We start from the raw sequence: 13,044 nt of genomic DNA, 5'->3' as shown, positions 1-13,044 counted from the left end.
GGACGAACCCGCTCGGCGCGTCGTCGCGGGAACCTTGCGGGCGCCGGTGGCGTTGAGCTCCCGCAGGATCGCCACCGCCTCCAGCAGCTCGGCCCGCGGCGGTGCCGCCGGCGAAGGTCACGGCGTCGAGGACGTTCGGGGTGAACTGGCGCAGGTACCCGTACGAGCCGTCCAGCGCGGCGAGGTGCCCGTGATCGCGCGGCAGCGGCGGCAACGCGCTCGACTGCGCCGAACGCAGCCGGTCCCAGCCGACCCGCTCGCCCCGGATCAGACCGCCGACATCGCCGTCACCGGCACCGCCGGGTCGGCCACGATGGCCAAGATCGCGTCCAAAAGCTCCTGGCGGTCCTCCCCGGACTTGGCGCTTTCGGCCAGATAGTCCCGCATCCTGTGCGGCGGGCCTTTCTCTCCCGCGCCGAGAGCGCCTGGTCGAAACAGCGCCACCACCTCGTCGAGCACCTCGGTCGCCGACTGGGCCAGAAACGTCAGCAAGATCGGGTACCCGGCGTTCCGGCTCCCGCCGTTCCAGCGCTTGGGCGGTGAGGCGGCGACCGACCGTGGCCAGGAACGGCGGCGTCGGCCGGCAGCACCGACAGGTCCAACGCGTGGGCGTCCATTCCGCGCAGGAACTCCAGCTTCGCGATCTCGGCCTTCACCGCCCGCGGGCGAGGCCTCCACCGGCCCCTTTCCCCAGCCACCGCAGCCGGGTCATCCCGATCTCCGAATCCACCACCAGCCCGTCCAGCCCGACGCGCGCGGGCGTCGGTGAACTCGTGCGCCCAACCGGTCGAACGTCTCCTGCCGGGCCACCTCGCGGGCGTGGGCGGACCCGCTTGACCACCGTCACCGGTCCCGGCCGGATCACCCGCGCCGAGATCAGGAACTCGCACGCCAGCCGGAACAGCAGCGTCGGCGAATCATGCTCCATCGCCCGCGCCAGCAGGAACTCGTCGAGCTCCTTGATCTCCAGCGTCCCGTCGGCGGCCGCCACCCCAGATACTGCGCCGCCAGCCGAAGATGCTCGGTTGCGGTCTTCGCCCGGCGCCCATACGAACCGATCACGGCCGGATCCACGCGCAACTGCTCAGCCAGGCGCACCACCGCCGCCTGCGGCGCCGACGCCACCTCATCCGGCACGAACCCCAACCACGACAACGAGCACACCGCGACCGCCAGACCCAGCCGATCCGCCGCGCCCCGGCCCCGACCGGGATCAACAAACGCAACGTCCGCCGGGGCCAGCGTGAAAGAACCGGAACAACTCCTCCCGGCCGATCTCCGGGAACCGCCGCAGCCTCTCCAGCTCGACGTCTGTGAACACCGGAGCGACCACCCGAACAACCTCCCGACCAGAACCCCAGAAACCCCCTGGTCAGGAGCCTACCCAGCCATATCCGCCCGATTATTCCCGGATACTACGGCGACCCCCTCACCCTGCGCGGTGCGAGATGTGTTCGGCACCTGATGGCATGACCGGCCTCGAGGTCAGCAAGTTCGCCGACCTGCGCGACCTGGTCATCGGCGTGACTTCGAGCTCACCGGGTCCACCCGGCGCCGCACTGTTCGCGGGGAGAGTCGACCTGTCCCGGGCAGTGTCGACCTCGGTCACGCTCGCAGGCGACGAGTTCACCCGCCGGGGTGACCCTGTGTGAGCTCGGCAGCGCCGGCCCGCCGCGCAGGGGTGTACCGGCGACGGGGCGGATCTGCGCGATCGGGTCAAGCACACGCTGGAGACTCCGATGCACGTCTGACCCGTCGAGATCAGGCCTCGCGGGGAGGCGCCGCCGGGTTGGTCGCGCGAACCGCTCCGAGGAATTCGTTGCTGTAGTAGGTGTTGGACCAGATGTTGGGTTCGATCTTGACGACGTCTCCGGTCTGGGGGGCGTGGAGCATGTCGCCGTTGCCGAGGTAGAGCCCGACGGTGGATCCCGCCTGGTCGGCTGTTTGAGGAAACAGGAGAGCATGTCGCCGGGGCGGCGCGCGGCCGGCCGGGTCGGTGATCGCGGGTTGGAAAGAGTCCCAGATCGCCTGGGTCTGGTGGGGGACGGCGATGCCGATCTCGGCGAAGGCATAGACCATGAGCCCGGAGCAGTCGAAGCCGCCCATCGTCGGTCCGTGCGCGTTCCCGCCGGCCCACACATAGGGGCGCCCTTGCTGGGGACAGTCCGCGGTTGATGACGCGCTGGATCTGTGGATCGACCGGCGGCAGCGGTGCACCGCCGGTGTCGTCGGGGCCGCAGGATACGCCCTGCAGAGCACCGACGAGAGCCGAGGCGGGACGTTCCCATTTGGCGTAGGCGTCGGGAAACGCCCCTGATCTGCACTGCCTGCGCCGCCCGGGTCAACGGCATCGTCTCCCACCTGGGAATCTGCAGCAGCCGGTCGTAGAACAGCCGTGCGGGGCCTTTGGGTCCATGCGGGTGGCGACCGGTCCCCAGCCGGCGGCCCGCTGTTGGAACAGTCCGACTGAGTCATGATCGGCCCCGGCTGCTTCGTGCGGGCGCGTCAACGATTCAGCGACGGTGGTGTTGGCATAGTTGAGCAGGGTGGATTCCTGCATCGCGGTCGCGACCGCGATCACTCGTCCCCGCACGGGGACCCCCATCTCGATGCCCGCAGCGACGATCAGGCCGGCGTTGCTGACCTGATCGGCTCCGAAACCTGCGACCAGCTGCGTGGGGTCCACCCCGGGGGGAGCGCAGACCACGCCCGGTAGCCCCGTGCGGCCGCTGCTGGGGATGCCGATCACGGTGACGAGCAGGACTAACGTGAGTAGCATGGCCATGCCGCCGCTGATGATCCCGGCGAGTGCTGCCCATTTCACCGCTGTTCTGTTCCCTCGCTTTGTTGCGGGCGGCGACGGTGCCAGCGGCGTTGAGGCGGTCGGGTGTGAGGCGCGTCTGGTAGCCGTGGCGTGGCGGGCCTGTTCCAGGGCGCGGGCATGTTCGCGGTAGAAGTCCGGGCCGGGGTCGACATGGCCGAGGGGGCCGACGCGGGCCTCGTGGGCGTGGTCGCCGCCGCGGCAGGCGGCGAACGGGCCGTCTTCGCTGGTGAGGACCGCGAGTTGGCGGTCGAGATGGTCGTAGTAGACGACCAGCGCGTTCTCGTCCCCATAGATGGCGTCGGGCCAGGAGCGGTGCAGGGCATCGAATCGGGCGATCGCCTCGGCGTGGAGCCACCACGACCGGCACCATCGCACCCGGCCTTGGTTTCTGCGGGATTTTCTTCTCGATCAGCTGCGCGACATGGTCCCGGACCCAGCTCACCAGCGCCGCGATATCCACTGCTGTACCGGGCGTTCCGGCCGCTGCCGCTGTATCGGAGCCAGGGGGCTCTGGTCCTGCTGGACCCGAGGTGGTAGGCGCCGCTGTCCGGTAACGGTGTGTCTTCGATGAGGTCGAGGCTGGAGCCGATGTCTTCGACTCGTGTGTCGAGGGCGCTGACCCGTGCGTTGATCTGCAGGCGAGGCGGTGTAGTTCCTCGAGCCCAGCGATCTTCCGGCGGAGCTCGTCGAGCTGGGCGAGGACACTGGCTGCTTCCCCGGAGGGATCATCGCTGCTACCGGGGCTTGTCACGGGGGACCTCGGCTCGGCCGAAGCCTCAGGATTGTCAGCGTCGGTGGTGAGGTTCTGCGCGAGGGGGTTGTCGGGCCCGAGAGCGGCTACCGCGGCGTCGCGGACCTGGGCGGTGGCCTGCTTGGCGTAAGCAGAGATGTCGTCGGCGTCACGTTCGCGGTACCACGGCATCAGCTCGATGAGCACCGGTCGCCGGCCGGCAGAGATCAGGATGGCGTGGCGTTTGTCCAGCGCGGCGATGTCGGCGACGGTCATGATCGGCTTGTCCCGAGTCGAGCTGGAGGTCGACGTGCCGCTCCGGCCGCGTTGGTGGGTGTAGGTGGGCACCTCGACCGGGCCGATCAGATCGCTGATCGTGCGGGCGAGATCGGGGTCTTGGACACCGGCACCGGTGAGCCTGATCGTCGCGGCGGACCACAGCTTGGCCATCCCGGTCTCGCCCCACCGGGCCGCGCCCTGCTTGAACGATTGCAGGAACGTCATAACCTGGATCGACATCGATCCGAAGAAGGAGTAGTCGTCGGGCAGCCGCGGGAGTGGGCAGGTGTTCGCGGCCTCGTCGAGGACCGCGCGCAACGGTGGGTCAAGACGTCCGCCCTGGGCGGTGGCGGCCGCGACCGCAGTGCGGAGCAACGTGTCGACCAGCGCAGTCGTGCCCGGAGCACCGTTGCTGGAACTGGCCCGGGTCAGCAGGTAGAAGGTGTCGCGAGGGACGGGACGACCGTTGTTGTCGTGGGTATAGCCGACCAGGAACCGCCACGGATCGAACTCGACGACGTCGTGTCGGGGCGGGTTCTTCCAGGTCGAGGGCGGGGTGATCATCTGGGCGATAGGTTCGGATTCCAACGCGCCCAGTGCGGTCAGCGCGGTCTCGAACAGCCCGCCGCGAGTCTCGACCGGTGCTTCGAGCAGGCCTTGCAGACCGAGCGCGGCGTCAGCATGCCCGTTGTTCTCCAGCAGAGTGACCGGTTCGGTGGATTGCTGCGCGAGCCAGCGACGGACGTCGCGCAGGCTCCCGTCGCTGGGGATGCAGGTGGCAGCCAGGGTCTGCAGGGCAAGGAGTCGGGCGGCGCCCTGGGAGAAGAACGGGTCCCCGCGAGTCTCGCCTCCGGCGCCGATGAGCTGAGTGAACGGGGTGAGCATGGTCGCGGCGTCGGTGACGTCGGTGATGCCGTTCAGCGGGTTCCACCACCAGTCCTGCGGCGCTCCGGTCATCTTCTCGGGATCGGCGACGAACACCCGGCCGAGACGGGCGCGGAGCCCGATGGTCAGGATGTAGATGTCGACTTTGTTGCTGGAGGCGACGACCGGGCCGGGCGCGGACAGGATTGCGGGCACGACCACCGCCGAGGTTTTGTTCGACCGTGGCCCGGCGAGCATGAGGAAGACGTCTTCCTCGGAGCCGTAGAGCAACCGGCCCGCACCGAATCCGGTGAGGCTGCGGCCGAGACACATACCGAGGTCACGCGGGTCGAGCTGCTTCGGGTCGCCGAGGGTGGGCCGTAGCTGCACAGCGCGGGCCCGCGCGCCGCGGCCGCGCATATCGCGAGTGTCGCTGCGGCCGGTCATGGCCGCGCGCGCTCGTCCTGGCCCGGCTGTCCGGTGCGCGATCCAGGACGACGCAGCGACGATGGATCCCAGCAGCGGCAGCGTGATCGCGGCCAGCACTGCCCAGAACATCCATCGGGACCCGTCGGCCCCGATCAACGGGTCGAGGCTGTTGGACGCTGCGGCGGTGGCCAAGGCTCGCAGGGTCGGACCGCCGAAGACCGGAGGGGCGGTTGCGGCGGCGTGAGCTGCGACCCAGCAGCAGGCCATCGCCGTGAACGCCGCTCCCATCACGGCCAGGCCGATCGCGGGGACGGCGAGTCGACGCCAGGGCATAGGCTCCGTTGCTCCGCTGCTCATTCACGCTCTCCGGGTGTGGTCTGGGTCCAGGCGACGTCGGTGTTGTAGAGGTCGCGTTCGCTGGGCATCAGCGACAGCGCGACCGGTAGTCCCATCCGTTCTCCGGACTTGATGAGGTAGCGGCCGCGGCCAGGATGGAGGCTCCCGGTGACCCAGGTCGGTGGCGCGGCCCACGCTCGCACCATCGCCGCTTCAGAGGTAGTCAGAGGGGTAATGCGGCGGACGGAGTCGAGTTCTTTGTCGGCCATACCACCGAGAATCATGATCGCGTTGCGGGCGGCCATCCCGCGGGCTTTGGCGCGGTCAGCTTCGGTGGGCAGCGCTTCGAGGTCGTCGAGTGAGTGGGTGACCTGCGCGGAGATCTCGCCGCGAGACCGGCCCAGGCGGGTGATCCGGTCTGAGCGTTCCACCAGGCCGGGAGCGACCCGCAGGGCCCGCCACAGCTCGTCCTGGACACGGAAGATACGACGTCGTCGCCCGAGCGTGACCGAGCCATCGATGACGGCTGCCGCCCAGGCCCAGGACGACAGCATCGCGGCAGCGACGACGTCGTCCTCGTCGTTGTCGAGATCGGAGATGTCGAGAGACAGCGCGGGCGCGGCGAGGTCAGCGGTGACAGTAGAGGCCCGGTCGAACAGGCCTCGGATCGCGCCGTCACACAACAGCTGCAAGGTGTTGATCAGCTCACGGGTGTCACGGCGGAAACCGAGGACGGTGTCGACGGCGGCGATGTCGAGCAACGGGGTCGGGGGCGTGGTGAGGACCTTGACGACATCGGGGATCGTGGGCTCGGCCCGCGGGTCGGTGCTGCTGGCGTGTCGTGTGCCGTCGACGGTCAGATCGAGGGCGACGCCGAGCAGGCGGCGTTCGGTGACGGTGACCTCGGCGCGGCGCACGATCACCGCGAGCGCTTCAAGCAACGTCAGGCGCCGGGCGCGGATCGTCTCCTGCAGTCGCTCTCGTTCGGTGCCGGTCGTGCGGGCGAGAGCATCCCGTAGCGGGCCGGGGTCGAGCGGGTTGAGTGCGTGGCCTCCTCGGCCGATGCGCACCACGCGGCCACCGAGGTGCTCGACCAGAGCGGTGTATTCGCCCTTGACGTCCCCAGGCACGACAGCGGTGTAGCCGAACGCGACCAGCCCGGTCATCAACCGTTTGACGATGGTCGACTTCCCGATCCCCGGCTGACCTTGGATCCACATGCCGGTGTTGGTGATCAGGCCCTGGCGGAGCCACTCGGCCGGATCGAGCCCGATCGGCTCGGCGGTGTGTAGGTGGTGCCCGATCGGCACTCCGGTCGGTGCCGCTCCGGAGGACACCGCGAACGGATAGAGCCCACACAGCTGGGTGGTCGTGCCTTGCCACATCACCCCGCCTTCGACGTTCGCCGCGCGGCCCGCACCCGTGACGGGCCAGCCCAACGGGCGGGGCACCGGCCGTCCCCGGTAGAGCGCGCCGGGATCAGCGGCGGGAGTCGTCGTCGGGGACATGGCGTTCACCAGTGCTTCCAGATCGAGGCGTCGCCGGCGGCAACGTGGTGGGGCGGGGTCATCGGCGGGGTCGCCGGGCGAGTTCGGTCGGGTTGATGCCGAACCCGAGTGAGGCGGCGAACCCGGCGGCCTGGGAGCCGCACAAGCGCCGGAGCCGGATCTTGGCCTGCCCGGCGCGTTGTTCGACGTCCGCGGTCGCTGCGGGCAACAGGGCCTCGTCGGTGGCGGTGGTGGTCACATACAGGGTGAAGCGTCCGACGCCGGCGCCTTCGGCTTCTTCGCGGGCGCCCTGGGTGGCGCGGGCGAGGTCGTCGCGGTCGCGTTGGGTCTCATCCCGGCGGGTCCGGCGCGACCACGCCCGCCGGACCTGGGTGTTGGTGATCTCGCGTTCGACTTCGTCGGCGGCTTCCCCGGCGGACAGCGGGGTGTAGAGCAGGGTAAACCGGGGGAACGGGCCCGGCGCCAGCAACGGCACGAGGACCTTGTCCATGACAGCTTGGCGGGGGGCTTCGACCATCGCCCAAGTCACTGAGATCCCCGAGTCGTGCCGGTAGTGATCCCACAGCTCCCGGGCGGCGATCGGGCCGGCTTCAGCCCAGTCCAGCAACTCGTCGGGATGATCGTCGAGGTGGTTGGCAGTCTGTTCTGTGGGGTGGTCGCCGTAGCCGGTCAGGTCCGAACGGGTGGCCGGGTCGAACGCGACGCGGAGCCGCCCGGTCAGCCAGGCTGCGCCGGCGCGGCGCAGCACCGCGACACCGGCCATCCCGAGCTGGGATTCCAAACCGGGTAGCCACCGGGTCACCTCAGCGACCCCAGCGGCCAGATCTGCCGGGCGAGGTGTCGCCCGGCTCGGGTCGAAGGTGACCGAGACCCGGGCATCGACCTCAGCGCTCGACGCCGGTGCGGCCGCAGCGAGTTCAGCCATCACCGCCCGGGCGGGAGCCGGGGTCTGGGGATCGACGTGGGCGGTGACGTGGTCACGCAGCGTCGTCCCGCCTGTCGGGGAGGTATCGATGCTGACGGCGATGTGGGCCACCATCGGCCGATATCCCAGATCGCCCAGGAACGCGCCCCAGTTCGCGACCCACGCATCGGCCTGGCCGCGGTCGGCTAGGTCCAACCCGACCGGGGAGACCCGCAGGACCGCGGTCAGGGTCCCGGTGCGCCGGTCCCACAGCAGACCCTGCTGGCCGCCGCGACCGTCGTCAGTCGACAACGGCACCACTGTTCCCAAGACACCGGGGAGGTCGTGGCGGCGCGGGTGATCGGTCACCATGCCGCCGGTCAGCTCAGTCCAATCTGCGACTCGAGCGCGGGTGAAACGGAAGCGGCGCAGGAGCACGTCAGAGACGGAGCTACCGCCGATCTTGACGACTACAGCGGTGATGACGAGTGCCCCGATCGCTAGCGCAATCGCTCCGGCCGGGCCGGAGAAGTTGAGCAAGATGACCGGAATAGTGACGGCGAGGAACACAGTCAGCGTCTGCCCGGTGCTGAGCTGCCCGATCCCGAATCCACGCGGCGGCCGCCAGTGACCGTAGGTGCGCGGCGCATTCACGTCGTGCTGCCCTCTCCCACAGGGTCGGCTCCGCTGGGGCCCCGGCTCGGTAGTATCTCGCTACCGCTGTCAGAGGGCGGAGTGAATTGGCCTGCTGCCGCACGGCCCGCCTGGACCGCGCGGCCCGCGACTTCCCCTGCCACGACAGCAGCAGCGCCAGCGGGCCCCGCAGCAGCGGCAGCCGTACCGGCGGCACCACCGCTCGTGGCCGCGGCCCCGCTGGGAGCCGCTCCTCCAGCCGCGGCGGCACCTCCTCCACGTGTCCCCGCCGACGCTCCTGTTCCCGCTGTCGCTCCGGAGACCGACGTCCCAACAGCGCCCGATCCGGCCTGCGCCCCTGGGCTGACACGTCCGGGGCCGGCCCCCGGCGGCACCGTTGCGGAAGGGGCCGCTCCCGGCGTGCCCGGTAGCGCTGCACCAGGGGCACTGCCGGGACCGGTGGTCTCCTGACGGCGGAAGTTACTCAGCGAGCCCAGCGCCACTGCGCCGGTGGCCGCACCCGCGGCAACACCGCCGACCGACGCACCGCCGCCGACGTTAGTTCCTACCCAGTTGAAGAAGGTCAAGATCGCGGGCAGCGCGATGATCGCCAGGGTCAGCACCATGATTCCGGTCAAGACGGTCTCGATATTTTTCTCTTTGTCGGAGAACAGCGCCATCCCGATCGCATATATTCCCGCCGCGAGCGGCTTGTAGATGATCAGCCCGATCAGCCACGTAGTGATCGTTGGGAACCAACGACCAGTACCCTTCGAGATCACTCCTGCTGCCGCCAGCGGCAACATAGCAACAAGCACAAGAATGCCTGCTTGACGCAAGAACAGAAACAGCCATTGCAGGCCAGCGAGCGGAACGACGACCGCTGCAAGGAAGAGGCGTAGCGTGCCGGTAATATCCCCCTGAAGAGCGACGTTTACCTGATTTCCAAACTGTTCAACGTGGCCTGTTATCAGGTGTTTCGAGGCAGCATCGGCCCCTGCCATTCCGAGATTGATCGCCGCCAGTGCGGTCGCGTTGATAAGCCCGAATTTTACCAAGCCGAGAGCAATCTCCACCAGTGTTTCACGCCGCCCGGAGATCATGACGCGGGCGAGCTGAGCGAGCACTGCGACAGTCACAATCGTGACCGCAATCGGGCCGACGAGCGCCGCAATGCTAGAAGTCTGAGTGACTCTCTCAAGAGGCGGAGGGGCAAGAATCCACCAGGTCATCAGGTACCCGAGCAGCTCACCAGCGGCCTCGCCGAACTGCGCTCCCAGCGAACCGAGAGGGTCGAGCGGGTTAAACAACCCGCACCTCCTCATTGCCAATGCCGGGCTGGCGCATTAGACGAACAGGCCAAGAATGCTTGGAAGGGCGCCCATGACCGCGAGGCCAAGGACCACATACCCGACCTTTTCTAGGCCGGTTACTGCCAACCCGCTGCGGCTACGTGACCCCGTCATGATAAGTCCCGTGCCGATCAATCCTGCCACGACAGCCACCGCCAGCAGGACGGCCTTAACGGTGCCGATGACTGTTTTTACTGACTCGCCGAGAGTGCCAGGAAGGTTGCGAGGATCGGCGTCAGGGATGAGGCGGTCGCCCCCTGGGGGGGACGGGTCTTGCAGCGGCAGTAAATTCGATAGTGACAGCGATAATATTAGACACTTTATACTCCGTGACAGCTCAACGAAAAATGCCCGAATCAAGCGGTCCGAAGACGATGCTCGGGCACGGTTTCGGTAATGATGTCGACAAGTTCTCGAAGAGCTTCAGCGAAAGGGCGGAGGTATTTCGGCAGGTTCCGTGCATCGTCGACTAGAACGTCGGTGGCTGCTGCGTGCGGATGGGGATTGTCGCGCCACTCGGCGACCATCGGGATGCGGACATAGCGATACACGTATGGCTCGGTCAGACGGATCTTGTTGGCGGTGTTCACGCCCCAGCTCACGTGTGGGACGTCGTCGACGATCGCCAGGACCGGTGGAGCCGGGGTGTGCTGCAGCGCCCTCTGGGCAGCGCTCACTGAGTACAGCGTGGAGCGGCAGACGAGGACATCCACTGCAGCCCAGCTCGCGTAGATGCCGTGGTCGGCGCCTCGCAGGGCCTGGGTCACCACGGTCGTGCCGACGCCTCCAGCAACTCCCGCAACGATTGGGCGGCTCCATCACCCGCTCCCTCCGCTGTCATGCCCTGCCTCCGACTCTGATACAGATCGTATCGTCATAGAATCTGAAGCGATACTCTGGTGTAGTGGCGTTGGTCGAACCGGAGGCAAGACGGTTGCGTAATGGGTCCTGGCGGGGCGTTGCTCGCTGGCTCGGCACAGGGCTGGCCGTCGGGATCCTGGGCGGTGGGGTCGGGTAGCATGCACATCCGCTTCCATCGCGGACGCCAGATGCGCCAGCCACCGCGGCTAACGTGGCCGCGGCGCCGGCTAGTGCCGTGACGGATCCGCTGATCAGCGCCCGCCGCTGGCTGGAAGCGTCGCGGGCTATCAGCTATAGGGATCCGACCCCGCTGGCCTGGACCGAACGAGTCGCTCCGCTCGTGACCGGCGCGGTAGCGCAGGCCAACGTCGCACTCACCTATGACGATGCTTCCGGCGCAGGCTGGGACCAGCTGATTCAAGGACGCTGCATGGTCACGGTCAGCGACGTCGACGCCACCATCCCGCGAGAAGCACCACGCACTGACCAGCAGGTCTACGTGCAGGTGGTGGGCACCGTGCGAACCAGCTGCCACGCAGCCGCGACACCGCCAATGCCGCCGGAGCGCGTTGCAGCGACCGTAGCCGTCCAGCGCGGCGCAGCCGGGGCCTGGCGGGTCGCCGAACGGCTGTTCTGAATGGCGCGTGTGACGACCGGCCTCAGCTGTCGTTTCGCCGGCCCATGTAGCCGTGAGCCACGAACCACTCTCGCAGGGCTTCCTCGACGATGGGCTGTGGGGACAACCCACTAGCCTCGACCGCTGAATCCATCGCCCGATCAAGCTCCACCAGAATTCGGGTGGAAAGCGAGACCCGTTCCGGACCGCGAGGCCGGCCGATCCGCCGGGGCCGCTGTCTGCATAGTTCTTGCCTGCAACATCGCCTTGGTCTTGCCTGCAAACATCGCTGTTGTCTTGCCTGCAACATCGCCTGTGGTCTGCCTGCAACATCGCCTGTGTGGTCTTGCCTGCAACATCGCCTGTGGGTCTTGCCTGCAACATCGCCTGTGGTCTTGCCTGCAACATCGCCTGTGGTCTGCCTGCAACATGCCTGTGGTCTTGCCTGCAACATCGCTGTGGTCTTGCCTGCAACATCGCCCTGTGGTCTTGCCTGCAACATCGCCTGTGGTCTTGCCTGCAACATCGCCTGTGGTCTTGCCTGCAACATCGCCTGTGGTCTTGCCTGCAACATCGCCTGGGTCTTGCCTGCAACATCGCCTGTGGTGCTTGCCTGCAACATCGCCTGTGGTCTCTTGTAGCTGCAGAGGAACGTCGACATCAGCAGGGTCGCGGTGAGCGTCTGCAGCACGGCGCAGCTTGGGCCGCTGGGCCGCTTTGTCGATAAGCCCGGCCATCAGGATGTCTCCGCAACCGTGTTGAGCAACGCCGTGTAGGCGTTTACCAGGTCTTGTGCGTCACGCGTTGTGGCGATGGTGCACGGCACGCACGCCGGGCGGGCCTCCCGCCGCACGATGCGTTTGGGGACGACGACGTCGAGAACGTCGTCGAACTCCTCGGTGAAGCGCCGATCGCTCAGCTCCGCAAGTCGCGTTCGAGGCTCCACCATGTTTCGCAGAACCCCTACCTGCCGCAGCGTCGCCGGATGTGTGCGCGAGAGATCCGCCGGGCGGTCTTGCGGGCATCTTGGACTCCGATCAAGCCGTCCTCGTCGAGAGTGCCGGGAAACACCACGTGTGTGGCAGCGAGCAGGCCAGCCCCGACGAGTTGCCACCGGCCCGCGGTGGCAGCGTCGATGACCACCAGCCGGAACTGTCTTTTGAAACCTTCTAGGGATAGCGCAAGGCGGTGTTCGATGTTTCGGTGTCGCCAAGTCGGACTCGCGGTGCGCCAGCGCTCGTTCGGCAGCAAGAACCCGGACCCGCCCCCCCCAGTGTGTCCCAGCAGACCGCACGGCTTGGCTCGCTAAACCCCGCAACTCCGGCAGCTCATGGGATCGAACCCCTGGTCCTCGTGGAGTAGGTCGTTGACGCTAGGCATCTCCGTGTCGCCCTCTGGTGCCGCTGCGTCGAGTTCAGCGGTCAAGGTTGCGCGCGGGTCGAGGTCGACGGCCAGGACCTCGTGCCAGCAGCCGCCATGACAGCAATCAGGCCACCGGCCAGTGAGGATTTGCCGACCCGCCTTTCTCGCTGTCGATGGCCAGTAGCACCGTGTCGAGATCATCCGGCCAGCAAAGCTGAACCGCACCCTGCTTCTGCTGTGTTCCAGCGCCACCCAGCACCGCGCATCGATTCGGCAAGCATATACGCAAGCATATACGCAAGCGGTAGTGTCGGCATCGCCGATTTCGGCATCCTTGGGTACACCC

At 67.7% G+C, this 13,044-nt stretch carries 14 protein-coding genes and 1 pseudogene; 2 read left to right on the top strand and 13 right to left on the bottom strand.

What is annotated here, in order from left to right; genetic code table 11:
• From KPF47_RS12945 to KPF47_RS12935, 4 genes are all read right to left on the bottom strand, one after another.
• Window positions 1-214 (bottom strand): hypothetical protein (locus KPF47_RS12945; protein ID WP_224389111.1); only part of this gene is annotated, 214 nt, incomplete at its 3' end.
• A gap of 53 nt (window positions 215-267) precedes the next feature.
• Window positions 268-492, bottom strand: coding sequence for a hypothetical protein (locus KPF47_RS12940; protein ID WP_224389110.1), 225 nt, complete (start codon window positions 490-492; stop codon window positions 268-270).
• 160 nt (window positions 493-652) lie between these two features.
• Entirely contained in the window at window positions 653-991 is a 339-nt protein-coding gene (locus tag KPF47_RS38720; protein ID WP_308015388.1) for a DUF4158 domain-containing protein, read from the bottom strand.
• Complete coding sequence (locus KPF47_RS12935) at window positions 877-1,341, bottom strand: DUF4158 domain-containing protein (RefSeq protein ID WP_255659615.1); 465 nt, start codon at window positions 1,339-1,341, stop codon at window positions 877-879. Before KPF47_RS12935 ends, KPF47_RS38720 begins: the two co-directional genes overlap by 115 nt.
• 128 nt (window positions 1,342-1,469) lie before the next feature.
• Between KPF47_RS12935 and KPF47_RS12930 the strand changes: the two genes are divergently transcribed.
• Window positions 1,470-1,652, top strand: a complete 183-nt coding sequence (locus KPF47_RS12930) for a hypothetical protein (protein ID WP_224389109.1) — start codon at window positions 1,470-1,472, stop codon at window positions 1,650-1,652.
• A 109-nt stretch (window positions 1,653-1,761) separates the two neighbouring features.
• Here KPF47_RS12930 and KPF47_RS40905 read toward each other — a convergent pair whose 3' ends face one another.
• From KPF47_RS40905 to KPF47_RS12895, 7 genes and pseudogenes are all read right to left on the bottom strand, one after another.
• On the bottom strand, window positions 1,762-2,139 hold the full coding sequence (locus tag KPF47_RS40905; RefSeq protein ID WP_224389108.1) for an NlpC/P60 family protein: 378 nt from the start codon (window positions 2,137-2,139) through the stop codon (window positions 1,762-1,764).
• Window positions 2,140-2,341: 202 nt separating this feature from the next.
• Window positions 2,342-3,199 carry a DUF4913 domain-containing protein gene (locus KPF47_RS40900; RefSeq protein ID WP_224389112.1) on the bottom strand — a complete coding sequence of 286 codons (858 nt, stop codon included), beginning with the start codon at window positions 3,197-3,199 and terminating at the stop codon, window positions 2,342-2,344.
• A 493-nt stretch (window positions 3,200-3,692) separates the two neighbouring features.
• A pseudogene (locus KPF47_RS40895) lies at window positions 3,693-5,030 on the bottom strand (type IV secretory system conjugative DNA transfer family protein); the annotation flags it as partial.
• 449 nt (window positions 5,031-5,479) lie between these two features.
• On the bottom strand, window positions 5,480-6,979 hold the full coding sequence (locus KPF47_RS12910; RefSeq protein ID WP_224389107.1) for a hypothetical protein: 1,500 nt from the start codon (window positions 6,977-6,979) through the stop codon (window positions 5,480-5,482).
• Window positions 6,980-7,028: 49 nt separating this feature from the next.
• Complete coding sequence (locus KPF47_RS12905) at window positions 7,029-8,528, bottom strand: SCO6880 family protein (RefSeq protein ID WP_224389106.1); 1,500 nt, start codon at window positions 8,526-8,528, stop codon at window positions 7,029-7,031.
• Entirely contained in the window at window positions 8,525-9,817 is a 1,293-nt protein-coding gene (locus KPF47_RS12900; RefSeq protein ID WP_224389105.1) for a hypothetical protein, read from the bottom strand. Before KPF47_RS12900 ends, KPF47_RS12905 begins: the two co-directional genes overlap by 4 nt.
• A gap of 398 nt (window positions 9,818-10,215) precedes the next feature.
• The gene (locus KPF47_RS12895) at window positions 10,216-10,629 is read right to left on the bottom strand and encodes a hypothetical protein (protein WP_224389104.1); all 414 of its coding nucleotides are present in this window, start codon (window positions 10,627-10,629) and stop codon (window positions 10,216-10,218) included.
• Between the two features lie 326 nt (window positions 10,630-10,955).
• On the opposite strand from KPF47_RS12895, the gene KPF47_RS12890 reads away from it, so the two are divergent.
• A complete protein-coding gene (locus KPF47_RS12890; RefSeq protein ID WP_224389103.1) occupies window positions 10,956-11,357 on the top strand; it encodes a hypothetical protein in 402 nt (133 codons plus the stop codon).
• A gap of 22 nt (window positions 11,358-11,379) precedes the next feature.
• Here KPF47_RS12890 and KPF47_RS12885 read toward each other — a convergent pair whose 3' ends face one another.
• Both KPF47_RS12885 and KPF47_RS12880 read right to left on the bottom strand, forming a co-directional pair.
• Window positions 11,380-12,027, bottom strand: coding sequence for a hypothetical protein (locus KPF47_RS12885; RefSeq protein ID WP_224389102.1), 648 nt, complete (start codon window positions 12,025-12,027; stop codon window positions 11,380-11,382).
• 45 nt (window positions 12,028-12,072) lie between these two features.
• Window positions 12,073-12,285 (bottom strand): hypothetical protein, encoded by a 213-nt coding sequence (locus tag KPF47_RS12880; protein ID WP_224389101.1) that lies wholly within the window; start codon window positions 12,283-12,285, stop codon window positions 12,073-12,075.
• Window positions 12,286-13,044: the final 759 nt, after the last annotated feature.

Source organism: Pseudonocardia sp. ICBG1293 (assembly GCF_020131355.1).
Lineage (GTDB): Bacteria > Actinomycetota > Actinomycetes > Mycobacteriales > Pseudonocardiaceae > Pseudonocardia.
This window is presented reverse-complemented; position numbering and strand designations above follow the sequence as displayed.